This is a genomic window from Roseobacter sp. SK209-2-6, assembly GCF_000169455.1.
GTDB lineage: Bacteria > Pseudomonadota > Alphaproteobacteria > Rhodobacterales > Rhodobacteraceae > Pseudophaeobacter.
This window is the reverse complement of the sequence record NZ_AAYC01000003.1, coordinates 145,576-163,340: the sequence shown is the minus strand read 5'-3', so window position 1 is coordinate 163,340 and position 17,765 is coordinate 145,576. Positions and strand designations below refer to the sequence as shown.

The 17,765-nt window shown below is 55.9% G+C and carries 16 protein-coding genes and 1 riboswitch; of the genes, 7 read left to right on the top strand and 9 right to left on the bottom strand.

Going from position 1 to position 17,765, the window contains the following annotated elements:
• The first annotated feature begins 251 nt into the window (after positions 1–251).
• Positions 252–1,280, top strand: coding sequence for an endonuclease/exonuclease/phosphatase family protein (locus RSK20926_RS06505; protein WP_008205248.1), 1,029 nt, complete (start codon positions 252–254; stop codon positions 1,278–1,280).
• A gap of 126 nt (positions 1,281–1,406) precedes the next feature.
• Here RSK20926_RS06505 and RSK20926_RS06500 read toward each other — a convergent pair whose 3' ends face one another.
• Complete coding sequence (locus RSK20926_RS06500; RefSeq protein WP_008205247.1) at positions 1,407–2,879, bottom strand: NAD-dependent succinate-semialdehyde dehydrogenase; 1,473 nt, start codon at positions 2,877–2,879, stop codon at positions 1,407–1,409.
• A gap of 187 nt (positions 2,880–3,066) precedes the next feature.
• Here RSK20926_RS06500 and RSK20926_RS06495 point away from each other — a divergent pair, with 187 nt between their 5' ends.
• Together RSK20926_RS06495 and RSK20926_RS06490 are read left to right on the top strand one after the other, a co-directional pair.
• Positions 3,067–3,852 (top strand): alpha/beta hydrolase, encoded by a 786-nt coding sequence (locus RSK20926_RS06495; RefSeq protein WP_008205246.1) that lies wholly within the window; start codon positions 3,067–3,069, stop codon positions 3,850–3,852.
• 222 nt (positions 3,853–4,074) lie between these two features.
• Positions 4,075–5,283: an aminopeptidase P family protein gene (locus RSK20926_RS06490; protein ID WP_037254087.1), complete on the top strand. Its 1,209-nt coding sequence runs from the start codon at positions 4,075–4,077 to the stop codon at positions 5,281–5,283.
• Here RSK20926_RS06490 and RSK20926_RS23010 read toward each other — a convergent pair.
• The gene (locus tag RSK20926_RS23010; RefSeq protein ID WP_198136567.1) at positions 5,267–5,674 is read right to left on the bottom strand and encodes a hypothetical protein; all 408 of its coding nucleotides are present in this window, start codon (positions 5,672–5,674) and stop codon (positions 5,267–5,269) included. The two genes, RSK20926_RS06490 and RSK20926_RS23010, sit on opposite strands and share 17 nt — an antisense overlap.
• Here RSK20926_RS23010 and pssA point away from each other — a divergent pair.
• The 3 genes from pssA to RSK20926_RS06470 all read left to right on the top strand — a co-directional run bounded on the left by pssA (position 5,631) and on the right by RSK20926_RS06470 (position 7,986).
• Complete coding sequence (pssA, locus tag RSK20926_RS06480) at positions 5,631–6,374, top strand: CDP-diacylglycerol--serine O-phosphatidyltransferase (protein ID WP_008205243.1); 744 nt, start codon at positions 5,631–5,633, stop codon at positions 6,372–6,374. The genes RSK20926_RS23010 and pssA overlap by 44 nt on opposite strands.
• Positions 6,375–6,396: 22 nt before the next feature.
• A complete protein-coding gene (locus tag RSK20926_RS06475; RefSeq protein ID WP_008205241.1) occupies positions 6,397–7,020 on the top strand; it encodes a class I SAM-dependent methyltransferase in 624 nt (207 codons plus the stop codon).
• Positions 7,021–7,341: 321 nt separating this feature from the next.
• A complete protein-coding gene (locus RSK20926_RS06470; protein WP_008205238.1) occupies positions 7,342–7,986 on the top strand; it encodes a DUF1523 family protein in 645 nt (214 codons plus the stop codon).
• 21 nt (positions 7,987–8,007) lie between these two features.
• Here the strand turns inward: RSK20926_RS06470 and RSK20926_RS06465 are convergent, their stop codons facing one another.
• Complete coding sequence (locus RSK20926_RS06465) at positions 8,008–9,585, bottom strand: DUF5928 domain-containing protein (protein ID WP_008205236.1); 1,578 nt, start codon at positions 9,583–9,585, stop codon at positions 8,008–8,010.
• Between the two features lie 136 nt (positions 9,586–9,721).
• Between RSK20926_RS06465 and RSK20926_RS06460 the strand changes: the two genes are divergently transcribed.
• A complete protein-coding gene (locus RSK20926_RS06460; protein ID WP_037254201.1) occupies positions 9,722–10,540 on the top strand; it encodes a sulfotransferase family protein in 819 nt (272 codons plus the stop codon).
• Between the two features lie 121 nt (positions 10,541–10,661).
• On the opposite strand, the gene RSK20926_RS06455 is transcribed toward RSK20926_RS06460, so the two are convergent.
• The 6 genes from RSK20926_RS06455 to RSK20926_RS23325 all read right to left on the bottom strand — a co-directional run bounded on the left by RSK20926_RS06455 (position 10,662) and on the right by RSK20926_RS23325 (position 17,609).
• Positions 10,662–11,312: an energy-coupling factor ABC transporter ATP-binding protein gene (locus RSK20926_RS06455; protein ID WP_008205232.1), complete on the bottom strand. Its 651-nt coding sequence runs from the start codon at positions 11,310–11,312 to the stop codon at positions 10,662–10,664.
• A complete protein-coding gene (cbiQ, locus tag RSK20926_RS06450) occupies positions 11,299–12,087 on the bottom strand; it encodes a cobalt ECF transporter T component CbiQ (protein ID WP_008205230.1) in 789 nt (262 codons plus the stop codon). Before cbiQ ends, RSK20926_RS06455 begins: the two co-directional genes overlap by 14 nt.
• Positions 12,084–12,659, bottom strand: coding sequence for a phage holin family protein (locus tag RSK20926_RS06445; RefSeq protein WP_008205228.1), 576 nt, complete (start codon positions 12,657–12,659; stop codon positions 12,084–12,086). Before RSK20926_RS06445 ends, cbiQ begins: the two co-directional genes overlap by 4 nt.
• A complete protein-coding gene (gene cbiM / locus RSK20926_RS06440) occupies positions 12,656–13,273 on the bottom strand; it encodes a cobalt transporter CbiM (protein WP_008205226.1) in 618 nt (205 codons plus the stop codon). Before cbiM ends, RSK20926_RS06445 begins: the two co-directional genes overlap by 4 nt.
• A 42-nt stretch (positions 13,274–13,315) precedes the next feature.
• A complete protein-coding gene (locus RSK20926_RS06435) occupies positions 13,316–14,113 on the bottom strand; it encodes a DUF4198 domain-containing protein (RefSeq protein WP_008205225.1) in 798 nt (265 codons plus the stop codon).
• A gap of 143 nt (positions 14,114–14,256) precedes the next feature.
• Positions 14,257–14,470: riboswitch (cobalamin riboswitch) on the bottom strand.
• 100 nt (positions 14,471–14,570) lie between these two features.
• The gene (locus tag RSK20926_RS23325; protein WP_008205220.1) at positions 14,571–17,609 is read right to left on the bottom strand and encodes a Hint domain-containing protein; all 3,039 of its coding nucleotides are present in this window, start codon (positions 17,607–17,609) and stop codon (positions 14,571–14,573) included.
• Between the last annotated feature and the right edge of the window lie 156 nt (positions 17,610–17,765).

Sequence of the window (17,765 nt, the reverse complement as noted above, 5' to 3'; positions counted from 1 at the left end):
GCAAGTAGGATTTCTGCAAAAAGCTGCTCCTGAATCTGGGTATTTGCAATCACTTTAACCTTTCCATTTGGGTGCCACGGCATCTTTGTTCAACTGGGGAAGGCGCTTTCGATGTCAGCAGCTGACATGGGATTAGGAATTCTCCCTATCTCCTGACTCAAGGTGGAAGAAGCTACCAATCGCCTCAAGGCACAACTTTTGGTATAGTGTTTTGCCGAGTGCATTGTTGAATTGGTATTTAGGAGAATGAGATGGCACAGCATTTTGTTGCGTTTTGGAATGTCGAGAACCTCTTTGGACCGGAGGATCATCCGCAACGTATTCCTTGGGTTGCGGAACGGATGGCGAGGGATCTCGAGGGCTGGAGCGAAGCACTCTATGCCCGTAAACAGGACCGTCTGGCCCATGTGATCACCCGGATGAACGAAGGCGCCGGCCCGGATATTCTGGGGCTCTGCGAGGTGGAGGACCGTTTTGTCTTAGAGGATCTGAAGCATCGCGTTGGAGAAGAACTTGGGCGCAACTACGGGATCGTGCATGCGGATAATCAGCATGACAAACGCGGGATCGATACCGCCTTTCTGTTTGATCAGGGTCGCTATAGCGTTGATCCTGCTCATATCTTCAGCCACTTCGTGATCCGCCGGACTGGCACGCGGGACATTCTGCAAGCGACATTCCGGACTGCGGATGACCGGGAGGTGATCCTCCTTGCCAATCACTGGCCGTCCCGGTCGGGCGGGGCAGAGAAAAGCGCGGGCTTCCGGGCCACCGCGGGGGAAACGCTGGCCTACTGGCATCAGCGCATCCGCGAAGAGGCCCGCGACAAGGAGCGCGCCTGCATTCTGGCGCTGGGGGATTTCAACGACGATCCCTTTGACCCCTCGCTGCGGTTCAATGCCAATGCCACCCGCGAACGCGGCGATGTGGAGCGGGCAGAGAGCCCGAAATTCTACAATTTCACCTGGGAGTATCTGAGTACGGAGGCGGTGGATAGCCAAGGCAACCCGCGGCTGCTTGACGGCTCGCTTTACTACAAGAATGACGGCAACCTGTTTGACCAGATCCTAGCCGCGCGCCCGCTGCTGGACCGTGGTGCTGCAGGGTTCAAGGCCGTTGCGGGCAGTGCTGGGATCTTTGCCTTGCCAGAGATGGTCAGCCACCGCACCGGCCAGGGTCCGATCCGCTTTGGGCTGCCTAAAGGGGACCCGGCTCGCAATATCAACGAGGAGGGGTTCTCGGATCACTTCCCGGTCAAGATCCTGCTGGAGGACGGATAGGTGCCCGGTCTATCCCGCACGAGGGGACCCAAGCGAGGGGAATAATGCGCCGAGATAAAAACGCCCCGGCCTTTCGTCGGGGCGTCCTTATTCTGTGAGGTCTTAGTCCGGGGTAGGGCCGCAGGATCAGACCGACATGCAGATGTATTTCATTTCCAGATAATCTTCGATGCCGTGGTGGCTGCCTTCACGGCCCAGGCCGGATTGCTTTACCCCGCCAAAGGGGGCAACTTCGGTGGAAATGATGCCGGTGTTGACGCCAACGATGCCGTATTCCAGCGCCTCTGCGACCTTGTAAACGCGGGAGAGATCCTTGGCGTAGAAATAGGACGCCAGACCAAAGATGGTGTCATTGGCCAGAGCGATGACTTCATCCTCGTCCTCGAATTTGAACAGCGGCGCCAAGGGGCCAAAGGTCTCATCGGTGGCAAAGGCCATGTCCTGGGTGGCGCCGGTAACGATGGTGGGTTCAAAGAAGGTGCCGCCGAGTTCCGAAGGATTTCCGCCCAGGATCACCTCTGCGCCTTTGGAGGTCGCATCGGCAATGTGTTCCTGCACCTTGGTGACGGCCTTAGCGTTGATCAGGGGGCCAAAGTGAATGCCATCTTCCAGGCCGTCGCCCACTTTCATGGCGGCGATGGCGTCTTTCAGTTTGGCGGCGAAGGCATCATAGACCCCGGCCTGGACATAGATCCGGTTGGCGCAAACGCAGGTCTGGCCGTTGTTGCGGAACTTGCACATGATGGCGCCTTCGACGGCGGCGTCGAGATCGGCGTCGTCAAAGACGATGAAAGGCGCGTTGCCACCGAGCTCCATCGAGCATTTCATCACGGTGTCGGCGGCTTGGCGCATCAGGATGCGGCCCACTTCGGTGGAGCCGGTGAAGGTCAGCTTGCGCACCGCATTGTTTTCGCAGAATTCCTTGCCGGTCTCAGCAGCATTGGCCGAAGGCACCACGCTGAAGACACCTGCGGGAATACCCGCACGATCCGCCAGAACCGCCAGAGCAGTGGCTGAGAGTGGTGTCAGCTCTGCTGGGCGGGCGACAAAGGCGCAGCCAGCGGCCAGCGCCGGGCCTGCCTTGCGGGTGATCATCGCATTGGGGAAGTTCCAGGGCGTGATCGATGCAGCCACGCCGATGGGCTGTTTCAGCACGGTGATGCGTTTGTCGCGCTGATGGCCGGGAATGGTCTCACCATAGATGCGCTTGGCTTCCTCGGCAAAGAACTCGATGAAGGAGGCGCCATAGGCGATCTCGCCGCGGGCTTCAGCCAGGGGCTTGCCCATTTCGGCGGTCAGGATCACTGCCAGGTCTTCCTGGTTCGCCATCATCAGGTCGAACCATTTGCGCAGCACGGCGGCGCGTTCCTTGCCGGTCCATGCGGCCCAGTCCTTTTGTGCGGCCTCTGCCTGGGCAATGGCACCGGCCACCTGGGCGCGGCTGACATCCGCGACCTGGGCGATCACATCGCCGCGGGCGGGGTTGGTCACCTCAAAAGTCCCCTCACCATCGGTGAAGGCACCGCCGATATAGGCGCGGGTCTCCAGCAGGCTGGGGTCTTTGAGCAGGGATTTCAAGTCAGTTGTGGTATCAAGCATGGCGGGCCTCCCGGGTATCTGTCGCGGAATGCAAATCAGGTGCTTCTCTATATGTCCAGAAATTCTCATGAGTCCAGAATTTGATCAAAATAAAAGATAACAAGTTAAATTTTAAAGTTTGAAATAAGAACATTTGACAATGCTGGGGTGAGATAGTCACCTGTTGCGAAAATAAGGGAGTACACTCATGGAATTGGACGATGCCTATGCAAACGGAGCCTATATAGCGGCCGCGGAAGACTACCCGCCGCGCTGGGCGGCATCGGCCCAGGATTTCCGCAATAGCCTGCGTGATAGGGCGCGGCTGGATATCCCCTATGGTGAAGGCCCCCGGCACCGATTTGACCTCTTTCTGCCGGAAGGCAGTCCGAAAGGAGTCTTTGTCTTTGTACACGGCGGCTATTGGATGGCCTTCGACAAAAACTCCTGGTCGCATTTGGCGCGGGGTGCGGTTTCTCAGGGGTGGGCGGTGGCGATGCCGTCTTATGATCTTTGCCCTGATGTCCGGATTGCGGATATTACCCGCCAAATCACCGCAGCAGTGGCGCGTATCGCCGAAGAGGTCTCTGGCCCGATAGCGCTGGCAGGCCATTCCGCTGGCGGTCATCTGGTTGCGCGTATGCTGGACAAAGCGCTGCTGGCGCCGGAGGTCGGGGAGAGGATAAAGACGGTGATCCCGATTTCACCACTGTCCGATCTGCGCCCGCTCTTGCGCACCTCGATGAACCAGAAGTTCAAGATGGATTCTGCGGCCGCAATTGCGGAAAGCCCGGTCGATATGCAGGACCGTTATGAGGCTGAGGTCACCGTCTGGGTCGGCGGGGAGGAGCGCCCAGCCTTCTTGGATCAGGCGGTCTGGCTGACAGAGGCCTGGGAGGCAGATCATGTGATCGCGCTGGGCAAGCATCATTTCAATGTGATTGATCCGCTGGCCGATCCGGAAAGTGACTTGATCGCTTTGATTGTGAACTGAGATTTACCCTGCGTTGCGTCGAGCATCTCTGTCCCTTTCTGGAGTTGGGGCAGAGATAGGGGAAATTTCGGGGAATATTTTTCTTGCCAGAATCCGGAATTGACCCCATGTTCCGGCCAAGGGCCAGGCGATGGCGTCGCCGCATGCAAGGCATGCCGCCCTCTAAAAATCCAAAACAGTCCTGAACGCCGGGACCTTTCTTGTAAGAAGGAAGGGTCTAGTATGACTTCACGTCCTGAAATGTATCGTTTTCACAATGGTGAAAAAGCGCCACTGCAATTTGCTGTCTCCGAGTATGAGGCTCGCATCGCAGGTCTGCGCAAGATCATGGCCGAAAACGGGGTGAGCGCCGCTGTCTTCACCTCGATGCACAATATCTCTTACTATTCGGGTTTCACCTACTGCGCCTTTGGCCGTCCCTATGGCATGGTGGTGACCGCAACCGAAGCGGCGACAATCTCGGCAGGAATTGACGCGGGCCAGCCCTGGCGCCGGTCCTTCTGCGATAACATCACCTATACCGACTGGCAGCGTGACAACTTCTGGCGTGCGATCAAATCGGTTTCCGGCGAAGGCGTTGTGGTTGGCTACGAAAGCGACCACCTGACCCTGCTGCAGAAGGCCAAACTGGAGAGCTTCCTCAGCCCCTCCAAGCTGGTGGATCTGTATCAGCCCACCATGGTTCAGCGCATGGGCAAATCCGCAGCTGAGCTGGACATGATCCGTGCCGGTGCTGCGGTCGCGGACGTCGGTGGCTTTGCTATCCGGGATGCGGTGAAAGAAGGCGCGCGTGAGATCGATGTGGCAATGGCTGGGCGTGACGCGATGGAGCTGGAAATCGCAAAGCGCTTTCCGGATGCGGAATATCGCGACACCTGGGTTTGGTTCCAATCCGGTATCAACACCGATGGTGCCCACAACCCGGTTACCTCCCGCACCCTGCAGCGCGGCGACATCCTGTCCCTGAACACTTTCCCGATGATCTCTGGCTATTACACCGCCTTGGAGCGGACTATGTTCGTCAAAGAGGTGGACGCAGACTCCCTGCGCATCTGGGAAGCCAACGTGGCAGCGCATGAGCTGGGCATCTCGCTGCTGAAGCCCGGCGCGAGCTGTGCGGAAATCACTCACCAGATCAACGCCTTCTTTGAAGAGCAGGATCTGCTGCAGTATCGGACCTTTGGCTATGGTCACTCCTTTGGGGTGCTGTCGCATTACTATGGTCGTGAAGCTGGCCTTGAGCTGCGCGAAGACATCGACACAGTTCTGGAGCCCGGCATGGTCATTTCGATGGAGCCAATGTTGACCATCGCTGACGGTCAGCCCGGTGCGGGCGGATATCGTGAGCATGACATCCTGATTATTCACGAGGATGGCAACGAAAACATCACCAAGTATCCCTATGGCCCCGAGTTCAACGTCGTTGGCTAAAACTAGGTAGTTTGAAAATCAGAACAGGCGACACGCTTGCCTGTTCCCCTCTTTCTTTGCCCAATGTCCGAACAGGTTCAACCGAAAGGGGTGAGGATTTTGCTCTCTTGGGGTATGCTTTGGGATTGTGGGCGACGTTTTTTGTCGCATATGACTGCATTTGCGCCATACTCGGCGCCTTCCCGGCTGTTTTTGTGCCCTGCCTCCCCTTGCGTTCATCTTGAAACAACTTAGAAGTATCAGCCAAGCCGCTGCAAAAATGCGGCTCTTGGTGCTGCGAGGCACTGTTATGATTCAGAGTGCGAAATTGGTTTTTTGCACTCACCAGAGAGAAGTCAGCTGCAGCCATGGGCGAACCCGCAGAAAAGAAAAAAACAGAGTTTGCACTCATTCAGCTTTTGCCCAATTTGATGACTGTAGGCGCGATTTGCGCCGGACTTTCAGCGATCCGTTTTGGGGTGCAGGGGCATTACGTGCTGGCTGTGCAACTGATACTTTTGGCTGCTATCCTCGATGGGCTGGATGGTCGTTTGGCCCGCGCCCTGGGAAGTGACAGCAAAATGGGAGCCGAGCTGGACTCGCTGGCCGACTTCCTGAACTTCGGTGTTGCGGCGCCATTGGTGATCTATTTCTGGGCACTGCAAGATATGAGCAGCGCCGGATGGATCTCTGTCCTTGTCTATTCGGTCTGCTGTGTGGTGCGCTTGGCGAGGTTCAATGTCGCGACCAAATCGGAAGATGAAAATCCAGAAGTTCCAGATGGTTACTTTGTTGGAGTTCCTTCACCAGCAGGGGCTTTGCTGGCCATGCTGCCGATGTTTTTCTCATTTGCTTTTGACGTGGAAACGGGCCTGCCTCGTATCCTGATCTGCATTCACATGATCGTCATAGGCTTGCTTATGATAAGCCACTTACCCACATGGTCACCTAAGGCCGTGCGGATTTCGCGTGAAAACGTGAAGTATTTCTTGGTTGCCTGTGCTTTTGCTGGGGCTGCTGTTTTGACCTACGCGTGGACAACCCTGGTTGTCCTCTGTGTGAGTTACCTGGGTCTGGTGATCTGGGGATTGATAAAACGACCGTCGGGCTAGATCCGACAACAGGGGGGAAGATTTGGATATCAAGGCTGTTGAAGCATCCTATGCCCGGTGGGCACCAGTTTATGACAAGACTTTTGGCGCGGTAACCCGCGCAGGCCGCCGAAGAACTGCTGAATACATCAACAATCATGGCGGATCAGTATTGGAAGTTGGGGTCGGGACCGGACTGGCTCTTCCGCACTATGCTTCGAATGTCCAGGTGACGGGCATCGACTTTAGCGAAGAGATGTTGGCAAAGGCCCGGCTTCGCATCGAGGAGCGCGAGCTCACCAATATCAAGGAATTGCGGCAGATGGATGCCCGCAGCCTGGATTTTGCCGACAACAGTTTTGACATGGTTGCCGCCATGCATGTGCTCTCTGTTGTGCCAGAGCCTAAAAGGGTCATGTCCGAAATCGAGCGGGTCCTAAAACCCGGTGGTCGTGTTGTGATCTCGAACCACTTCAAAAGCACCCAAGGGGTCCTTGCTTCGATCGAAAAATTCACCGCTCCCTTTGCCGACGTGCTTGGCTGGCACTCCGATTTCGCCATCGAAACGGTGCTGCAGGAGGAGCGCTTGAAGCTCGAATTGCAGCAATCATTGCCTCCCTTTGGCATGATGACATTCCTGGTTCTGCGAAAGCTGCACACGAACTAGGCTGCTTGCACCTCGTAATACGGAGACAGGGGCCCCGAGGCGGTTCTTTGGGTCCTCTTTTCCGAACTGTGGTTAAAGGCGCTGTTACGCCTCTGGTGGCGTGCTTTGCCGTTGGTCTGCAAAAGCAAGATTGTATTCCGCTGCAAACACCCTATGTGCTGGAGAAGCTGGATGGCTTTGCGGTGGAAAGTGGCCTGCGTCAAAGGCAGGGGTTGACCCGGACGCAGCGGAGTTGCATCCAGCGAAGGAGTGCAAGCTGAAGCCCATGTCAGCCAGTTTGTGCTTCTGTAAAGCAAGCGTATTGGCGAGAGGCGGATTACAATGGGCTATATCAAGTGGTTTTTTCTGATCACGGTCTGGACCGTCTTTGCAGGGTTTTTGCACTATACGCTGCCTCAGTACGACGTGGTGCGCATTGTCGGCACCTTTGAAAAACGCATGGAACTTGGAGGTTGGACCAATATCTTTTGGTCCACTCCGGATAGCCAGGCAGAGGTTCTCGCCAATCGCGATGTCCAATTCATCGAATCCTTCAGTGGCGGCGATGACGCAATCGTTTTCCGCAATGAGGATACAGGTTGGAACTGGCCGCCTTATTTCAAGTTCGACACCGCGAACCTGCATGCTGAAGCCAATAACGCGATTTCCACGAAGGATGATCCGGAATGGGTGGCGATACTGCACTATGGCTGGCGGAACCAGTATCTGTCGATTTTCCCCAATGCGATCAGCATTACCCCGGTTGCTGGGCCCGAGGATAAACCGCTCAACTGGCTGAGCCCGCTGATCCTGATCCTTCTGGCGGCTGTGTTTTGGGCTATCTATGTGCGTTGGCGTCGGTTCCGGCGCAATCGGATTGATCCCGTGATTGAAGACGTCGAAGATGGCCTTTATGCAGCGGGTGACGCTATTTCGGACAGCGGATCACGCCTACGTCGTTGGTTCGGTGGCAAGAAAAACCAGTAATCCGCCCAGTAATCCGCTAGGTCAATCAGCGAAAAGAAAAGGCGTATTTGCCACTTCCAGGGCTTTGTCTTTCGGAAGGCTGAAGAACCGCATTACGCTTTCTGCATTCTCTTCCGGGGTGTTCACTTCCTTGATCGCGCAATAATTGCTGTAACCCGCATCTCTGATGCGGTCCGCTTCATGCAGTATGTCATTGCGGATTGTCGGCAGTAGGCGATCCATCGTTTGCTGCGGGGTGTGGTTGCCCGCCAGGCCAACGCGATGGGCATGGCCTGTCAGATACTCATCGGTAAAGCTGCACTCTACCTGCATGGTTCTGATGGTTGATCGATCAGAGTTGAAGTCATTCAACAGGTCCAAGGCGGAAGGATCGAGGCAGATGACCAGCCGGTCGGTTTCAAAGTACTCAAACAGCATACGCATCAAGGCCCGGCGGTGCCGAGTACGTTTTTCCAGGGTCGCCTGAATACCGCCCAGATCCGGCAGTGAGGTGCCTTCTTCATGGAAGAGATACTCGATCGCTGGAATATTGGTGCTCTTGCGCAGCTGTGTAATCAGCCTTTTGGCAACATGCCATTTTTTGCAGACCAGGATCATCAGTTCCCGTTCCCGCCCCAATGTGCTTTCGGTTTCCCAAAAACGGGGGGCAAAGCGGCGGCCAATTCGACCCCGCTGCACAAGGAAACGGTACAGACTGCGGCCTTCGCTTGAGATCTGGAACCTTACGCCGGTTGCCGCGTAGAGCTTACCCAAGCGTAGCTTTAGTTCTTTAGCGTCAGGACTAATCTTGCGGGCAAAGAGGAAATCCTGCCCCAAAAGCAAATCATAGTGGTCGTTGTAGAAATTCACCGGCATGCCATAGTCGGTGAACATCAAGAAGGTAAGGGTGCGGCTGTCAATCTCCGGTCCAGGAACCAAATGTCGGACAAGGGTTTGAAAGAAGGTTTCATCCGGGATCCAGGACCCTTTGAAAAATCGCATTACATCAGAACGCTGCTTGGTGAACTCGAGAATTGCCTCAATGGTTTGGCGCCGGAGGCACCACCACTGGCTGCCAATCTGTACCTGCAAATCCGCAGGGATTTTGCGCGTGAGGCCCAGTTTTTTCTGCAGGTTGAAACTGGCATAAAAGAGCGCCTTGTGTTTGCGCTCATTGAAGAAATGGCGATAGATCAGCCGTTCTTCCTTCATGCCGGTTTTGATCCAGTCACTTTCGAAGAAGTCGAAACTTTCGATGAAATCCTTGTCGTGATCGTCCAGAAACTGATGCGCATATTCGGCAGTCTTGATCGCCATGCAATCGCCTGAAAGCATGTAAAAATGGGTCGCCCGTGGAAACTCCTCTGCGGCGGTATTCAAAGTCTGCAAGGTGGCCTGCACCAGGGACCATTCGCCCCAACCACATTTGATGCGTTTTTTCGCAAAGCAGACATTTGGATTGCTGCGCAGGGTGTCGTGGATCATATCGAAATCGGCCTGATCCGCACGACCGTCAAAGTGGATCGACATATAGTCGCCCGCAGCGGTCAGCTGCTCAGCCTGCTGGATGATCGCCTCCGGATCCTTGTGGCAGAGCAAGATATACGCGATTTTTGCCATATCGGAGACGGAGCACCCTGTTTTGGTTTGATTGTTTACTTGATAAAGGGGGGAGCGCGTTGAATAAACCAGATTATTTGTATTTTGTGCTCTGATGTGGCTTGTTGCGCAGGACGCAGGAGCGGAGGGAGAAGATATGGGATTTCCGGGCACTTGGATGACCGAAAGCGAAAGCGTCATTTATCGGGTCGTGCCCAAATGCGCTTGCTCGACCATTGGCCAGATCCTTTACTACTCTGATCATGGCACCTTTTTCGAGGGTGATATCCATGATGCCAAACAGGGGTTGCACAAATGGGCGCTGGACCACAGCCAGGGGCCTATTACGCGCAATGTGCAGGGGCAGCGGACCTATGCTTTCACCTGCGTACGAAACCCCTATACGCGCGTGCTCAGCTCTTTCTTTGACAAGATCTGTGGTATTCAGCGCAATGGCCGCCGCTATCGTGGCAATCTGGTCCCCAAATTGGTCTATGACTATGGGATCGAGGTTGGCGGCGAGGACGGCAAGCAAGAGTTTGACCAGATCAAATCCTTCCGCCGTTTTCTGCTATTCGTACGCGATACCATTCGCTTCCGCCGCCCGATGGATCCGGACATCCACTGGTCGGCCATGTCTGGCCATGTTTCGACCTTCATCTGGAATGGGGGACGCTACAACAAGATCTTTTGGACCGAAACTTTCAACGATGGCATGCAGGAGGTGTTCGATGCGATTGAGACACCGCATGCGGTGGATCTGACCCAGATCCCGCGGTTTAACGAGAGTGAAGGTCATGGACCCAAGCGGGCTCACCCGGTTGAGGATTACTTTGACGATTTGTCGATGCATCTGATCTATGAGATCTACAAACGTGATTTTGAGTTGTTCAAATATGATTTCGAAAACCCCGGCAACAAGATGCCGATTGGGGAAATCGACCTAGACGAAGTCCATGCCAAATTGGGTGGGTGAACTCGTGCACAGGACAAAACAAGAAGAAGCTAGGGGTGGCAAGTCAGTGCTACCCCTATAGTTCTTTGCTCTTAGCGCCAGAATTCCTGCGGCCTCTCAGAGAGGGCGCAAGGGGAATGTTCTAGGACCTGGTGAGAGATCGTTCCGCCAATACATAGCACTCTGGCGCGATCTGCTCCCGAAACTCGGGATCATGGCTGACCAGCAGGATCGCTTGATCCAGGCAGGATAGGATATCTACCAGCCGTGCATAGTTGTCGGGGTCCAGCGCATTTGTAGGCTCATCCAGGATCAGCACTTCCGGCTCCATTGCCAGTACCGTGGCAAGCGTCACCAGTCTCTTTTCACCACCAGAAAGTTTATGCGTGACCCGATCCCGCAAATGCAAAAGGCCAAGGCGTTGCAGTACCTCGTCAACAATGGCGAGTGCGTCCTCTTTGGTCTTACCCAGGTTCAAAGGGCCAAAGGCAACATCTTCAGCGACCGTGGGGCAGAACAACTGGTCATCGGCATCTTGAAACACAAAGCCCACTCGGCGGCGCATTTCGTGAAAATCGGCCTCAACACGGCAGGGTTTGCCAAATGCGGAAATGCTCCCGCTGGTGGGGGTGAGCAGCCCCATGATGATCTTCAGGAGGGTTGATTTGCCAGCACCATTGGGACCGACAATCGACAGCCTCTCTCCTGCCTCCAGTCGCATAGAGACGCCTTCCAGCACCGTTTCAAGCCCCGGGTAGGCAAAGGTAATATCGTTCAGCTCAAGCAGCGACATAGGTGACCTCTGCCCAGATCAGGGCAGCAAGTGCTGAGGAAAGCGCCAGGACGAACAATAGGTCAGCGCGGCGAAAGCGGAAGTCCTCCAGCAACATGATGCGCCCGGAAAAGCCCCGGCATTTCATCGCGGCAAGTATACGTTCTGAGCGCTCGATTGCGCGCACAAGCATCATGCCCACCAGATAGCCAAAGCTGCGATAGGTGTGCCAATTGGTGCCGGGGCGAAAGCCGCGCAGCTTCATCGAGGTGCGCAGTCGCTGATACTCTTCGCGCAGCACGTCGATATAGCGGATGGTGAACATCATCAGATGCACCAGTCGCTCTGGGGTTTTCAAGGCAAAGAGCGCATGCCCCATGGTCACCGGCTCCATAGTGCCGACCAGGGTCATGACGGCCAGGATGACGGCATTGGCGGTCAGGGCAATCTCGATGGCGCGCCGCAGTCCCTCCCAGCTAGCCTCGAGCCCTAAGACAGTGAACATGGGTTCACCGGGAATGGTAAAGGGCAGCATCAGCAGCATAAAGATGATGAAGCTGTCCATCATCGCCATGCGTTTCAGTGTTTTGCGGGGCGGCAGGCCTGAGAAAGCCAGTAACGACAGAGACAGGCAGAGTGCTGCGCTCAGAACCAGTAGATTGTTGAGTGAGACGATTACCACTGCATAGATGCCGGTCATAACGATGCGCATCCGTGGATCGAACCCAGAGATCTTGGCCTGAAATGCACCAAATCCTGTTAGTGGCTTTTCGCTGCCTGTCAGGACATAGGTCATGTGTCGTTGCCAATTTTGCGTCTTGCGGCGAGGTAGAAACCCAATCCGAAGAGACCAAGGATATAGCCGATGCCGCCCAGGACCGACTGGAAGTTCGATTTGTTTTTGAAGGCGGTCAGTTCCTGGCGCAGCGGGCGCAGCTCAGTGCGCAGCATTTTCGCCAGTTCAGCACGCGCCTGATCAGAAAGACCTGAAGCATCAGTTGCAGCGGCAGCGCTGGTTGTTGCTGGGGCCTGCTCGATTGGCTCAACACCAAGGATTTCTGCAACCTCGGCGGCCTCCATCACAATCTCTGCCTCATGACCTGCGCCCAGATCGCCACGGAAGACATGGGTCACCGGCTTTGATGGGGTAAACAGAAAGAACCCGTCGGTATCAGTTTTCGTTTCGCCCAGCTTTGTACCATCCGTGTCAAAAACCTCGATCAGCAGGTCCGTTGCCATGTCTCCGTTCGAGAACCCTACCTCTCCTTCGATATCCGAACCAGAAGGAAAGACAGAGGAAATCACATTGTGTGCCAGGGCGGGCAGGGGCGCCAGCAGGACAAGGGCCACGAGGCAAGAGCGGATCATGCGAGGCTTCCTTTTGTGTCGATAAACAGCTCGGGCTTTACCCGCCGGGCCAGGAAAATGGCCGCCCCGGAGAGGAGTGCTTCGATAATCATCACAGGGATATGAGAGAAGAACACCAGTTTCGCCGCCAGGATAAACTCGTCCCCCGAGAGCATCAGCGAAACTGCAACCGCCAGGGTGGTCGCGGCGATGGCCAGGCCACCACCGATGCCGCCCCAGATAGCCCCATGCAGGGGGGAACCGCGACTGACTAGGGGGCGGAACATCAGTCCAACGATCACAGCGGGCAAGGCGATATTCACCGCATTGACCCCTAGCACGGTCAGACCGCCAAAGCCAAAGAAGACCGCCTGTAGCAAAAGCCCCACAAAAAGAGCGGGAAAGGCCGCCCAGCCCAGCACCAGACCTGCCAGCCCGTTCAAGATTAGATGAACCGAACTTGGCCCGATCGGGATATGGATCAGAGAGGCCACGAAGAATGAAGCCGAAAGAACACCCGCCGCCGGAATACGCTCCAGCGGCAGGCTGCGCAGCCCCATGGCAATACCGCCGACAGCGGCAACAGCGCCGCCGATCACAACCGGGTTTGACAATGCGCCATCTACGATATGCATGGGGCCAGCCTCATTTCAGATCAGTCTCACTTCAGGTCAGCCTTATTTCAGGTCGGTCGCTTCGATCCAGATCACCGCGTCCTGGCTGAGCTCTTTACCCTCGTGCTCGGTCGCGGGACCAGAGCCCAAGGCGGCAAAGCCCCAGTAACCCGCTTTGGGGATGCCAAAGGAGAAGACGCCATTATCATCGGCGATGGCCACAATGGCTCCGCCCGGCATTTCGCCCACAGTAGGATTGGTGGTGGCAAAGGTCTTCAGATTGGGCTCGGAAGCCATGAATTCGATCTCGATTTCCGCGCCGGGAACCGGCTTGCCGTCGGCCAGGACCTGACCGGAGAAGGTGGAGCCCACGATGACGTTATAGGGCTTATTCAGCGGCAGGATCTCTGTGGCCAGGCCAACGGGCTGGTCCCAATCGGTGGGCAGCGTGTTGCGGTTCAGAACAGATTTGGTGATCTGCTGGATATAGATGTCCTCGCTTCCCTCATAGTAAGGCGCAGGCACAGTGACGAGCACATAGTCACCGGAGCGTTTCACCGGGATTGATGCGGTATAGGCGGCGGATTCGTTTTCCGCGCCTTTGAAGGTCGCAGGCGCCAGCCGGTCGGTCAGATCGGTCTTCTCGCCATTGTGAATCATGTAGAACTCTTCCGGCTTACCCATATCCATGGCATGGCCATTGGCCATCGGGTGCCAGAAAATCAGCCCGACCGGCACATCGCCGGGGCGTTCGATCATCGAGTTCTCAGTGTAGTGCAGCAGGAAATGTGCAGAAGCCGCAACCGGGCTCAGCATTGCTGCGGAAGTGGCCAGCAGAGCGGCCATAGCATTCAGTTTCATATCGTCCTCATTCGACGATGCAGGCGTACCTGCATTCAGGAATGAACAACGGGGAGTAGTGGCACGGGTTAGCCTTGTGGCAATCGCGCCAGACGCTCACCCCGGCGTCCGGTGGAAAAGAGTAAAAACCCCGCAAGCGGAGCTATCGTTCTTTGTGTCCGGCAGGTCTCCTGACTCACGGGTCTTGGTTCAGCTGGCCTTCCCGGGAGAACCCCAGTGGCTTGTTCAGCGTCACTCACCGCTCACAGTTGCGGGGGCAGTCACGGATTTGGTCCCTTTTGGGTACGCCGCACCGTGTTCCCTATTTCTTCCACTGCGCATTGAAGCACTCGTAGAACCAGTCACTTTGGCTAAATGGCAAACGGCAATTCGTGAGTCAAGCATCTCTTATTTGCTTGATGGGCATTGGCCAACCTCGGAGCCTTGGAAAAACCCTGGCTGATGCCGACGCCGAATTCTAGGCGCTCTGGCGCGGGCTCTGGGTTGTTGTGCAGGCGAGGGCAGGCATGGCTGAAACCAGCGCTGGAGTGCGGGGAAGCTGTGATAAGTCTCGCCGTTTTAAGCTGCGGCGGGCCAGGGCACCATAGGCCAGACGGGTCTTTGCCCGCCCCTGGGCACCCGCAAGCCCATATACGGGCGCGAGTTCGGGAAAGAGCTCAAACAGCTCTCGGGTATCGGCTGCAGTCAAGCCGCGAATGGCATCTGGGCCTGGCCAAAATGTTTCAGTGGCTATGCCTTCAGCAAAGACCACCTCATGTTGCTCTGTCATGAGGTGAACATAGGTGACCTCTTGGTTTTTATGAGCCACCTGGGAGCAGTTCTGATCGACCTCTGCCAGGAACTTGGCGGAAAGGAAGCTTTCCTCCAAGGAAGAAGCCTGCTCAAAGCTGTGTCGATTGACCAGTAGTCGATGCTGCGGAGACAGCAGCATTGGGCGCTCTGGTGACAGAATGCCGCCCGGTCGCACACAATAGGGCCTGAGGTGCGGTTTACGGGCTAGTTCTGCTGGGCTGAGCGTACGTTTCCCGACCCAGATGACCGGCTGAAAGCCGTTGTCAGCGGTTTGTAAGAGATCCCCAACCTGAATTTCCCCGGCAGGGACCGCACCGCGCATGGTTGCCAAAAGAACCTCTGGGGTGAAACACGGGATCCCGGCGGAATGGAGTTGTGCCTGGGTCGAGATGCTTGCTGGTGCGACACCCTGTAGAACAAGTTGTTCGCCGTTTGGGAAAGTCAGAACCGCATTGCCAGACCCATCGTCGCTGACCGCGACATCGTTTGTTCGTACCGAACCGCCTGCGCCAGTCCCTCCCAGAAGGTCTGAAACGTCAATCTGATCATTGAAATAGCCGTCAAAATCATCATCGCCGATGTCGAAATCGGTAACGGTGTCTGCGCCGCCAGCATCGGTAAGGATAAACTGGTCAAGGCCGAGGCCACCCGTGATGGAATCGCCTCCACCACCAAAGGTAATTGCGTCATCTCCAGCCCCGGCATCGATAGATACGCCTAGCGTGTCGGCGGAAGCATCCACTACATCAGATTGACCGGTCAGATTCAGCTGTTCGATTTCAGAGAAGGTTATGGTGTCAGTGCCATCGGTGATAGTGCCGGCCTCGTCGCCGGTATAGGTGACCGTCAGCCCGCTGGTGACTGCCGTCAGATCCACCAGGTCGACATCGACGCCTGCTTCGCCGCCCTCCAGCGTGTCGTTGCCGAATCCATCGGTCATCTCAAAGGTGTCCGAGTCGGCATCGCCATACATCAGATCTGCATCGGCGCCGCCGCGCAGAATGTCATTGTCGTCACCACCAATCAGCGTGTCAAAACCCGCATTGCCTTCCAGGGTGTCATTGCCGCCGCTGGCAATGATGCTGTCGTCGCCAGCCCCACCAACGAGGCTGTCATCGCCTTCAGAGTTGCGCAGGGTATCATTGCCCTCACCACCGATCAGCGTATCATTGCCCAGTCCAGTGGTCAGGCTGTCATCGCCTAGTCCGCCCTCGATGTAGTCATCGCCATCGCCGCCGGACAGGGTGTCGCCACCCGCTCCACCGATCAGAGTATCGGAGCCAGTCCCCCCTTCCAGAACATCGTCGCCACCGCCGCCATCCAGGCTGTCGTCACCTTCGTCCCCCATCAGGGAGTCATCCCCGCCCTGACCATAGACAATGTCGTCACCATCTCCGGCCATGACCGTGTCATGACCCTGCTCAAGCGGGGTGGTAACCGGGTCATCAATTAGGCTGCCAGAAAGCGTAAAGCCAGAGTAGCCGTCACGGGTTTGCAGGGTGAATTCAATCGAGGAACGATCCTCGAATTGAGCAGAGAACCAACCATCTTGATCGGTGTAATCATTCATCTCTGACCCGGTGGCCACAACGCTATTGCCGTCGGTCGAGGTTGTGATGGAGGTATCGTCGGATACGCCATAGGAGGTGAAGCTGTTGCCATCAACGATGATGGCCTCCGCATCCCCGGCGCCACTATTGTCATCAATATCATTGAAGGTGGCGGTCGAGTTCAGAAAAACCGGCTCGCCGGTCTCCGGATTGAAAAACTCCAGCCGGAAAGTGGCGCGATCACCGGGGCTATCGCCTTCCAGTAGAACTTCAGCCCCTTCGGTATAGCCAAATTCTACCCACATGTCGGGATTGGATTTCTCCACCAACACCAATCGACCAGAGATCTGGGTGCCATCTGCCAGAGTGGCAACATTGCTGAAAACGGCAAAGTTTCCGGCTGATCCGAGGTCGCCATCATGCGAGACGCTTTGAAGATTTCCGAGCTCTAGCGAGAGGGGGCTGGCATCGACCCCCTGATCAAAGCCGTCCCCCATATCGCCATAGATGACGTCGTTGCCTTCGCCAGCATCAATGATGTCATGGCCTTCTTGACCAGCAACCGTGTCGCTGCCGCCGCCCGCATCGATGTAATCGTCGCTGGTGCTGCCGCCCATCTGATCATCATCATCAGAGCCATATTCAGCGGCTTTTTCGGCTTCCTTCTCAGCCTTTTCAGCGGCTTTTTCAGCTTTGTCCGCTGCTTTTTCGGCGTCTTTTTCCGCCTTTTCGGCGTCCTTCTCTGCGTCTTTAGCGGCTTTTTCGGCATCCTTTTCTGCTTCTTCAGCCACTTTGGATGCGTCTTTTGCATCTTTTGCGACTTCTTTTGCTTCTTCCAGTAGCTTTTCTGCGGCTTCTATGGCTGCATCGTCATCGTCATCGTCATCGTCATCGTCATCGTCATCGTCATCGTCGCCTTTGGCCGCTTTAAGCGCGGCTTTGGCCTCTTCGACCAGCTCGTCAGCTTCATCGGAAATCTTCTCAGCTTCGTCCGCCGCGACCTGAGCCGCCTCATAGAGTTCATTGGCCTTTGCAGCGGCAGCACTTGCTTCCTCGGCGGCTTTCGCTGCCTCTTCGGCCTCATTGGCCGCTTCCAGAGACTCATTCAGAGCTTTCTGAGCCTTTTCAATGGCTTCTTGCTTTTTATCACTCATGGCAGCTCTGGTCTCTCACTGGCTTTGCACAGAATCTCAGAGAGACTAAAATGAAATACTTTAACCACGCATAAATCAGAAAATTTGAATCAATTCCTCTAGGATCGGGACCCATTGATTTCCACCTGGCATTGATTTCCACCTGGCGTCGTGATT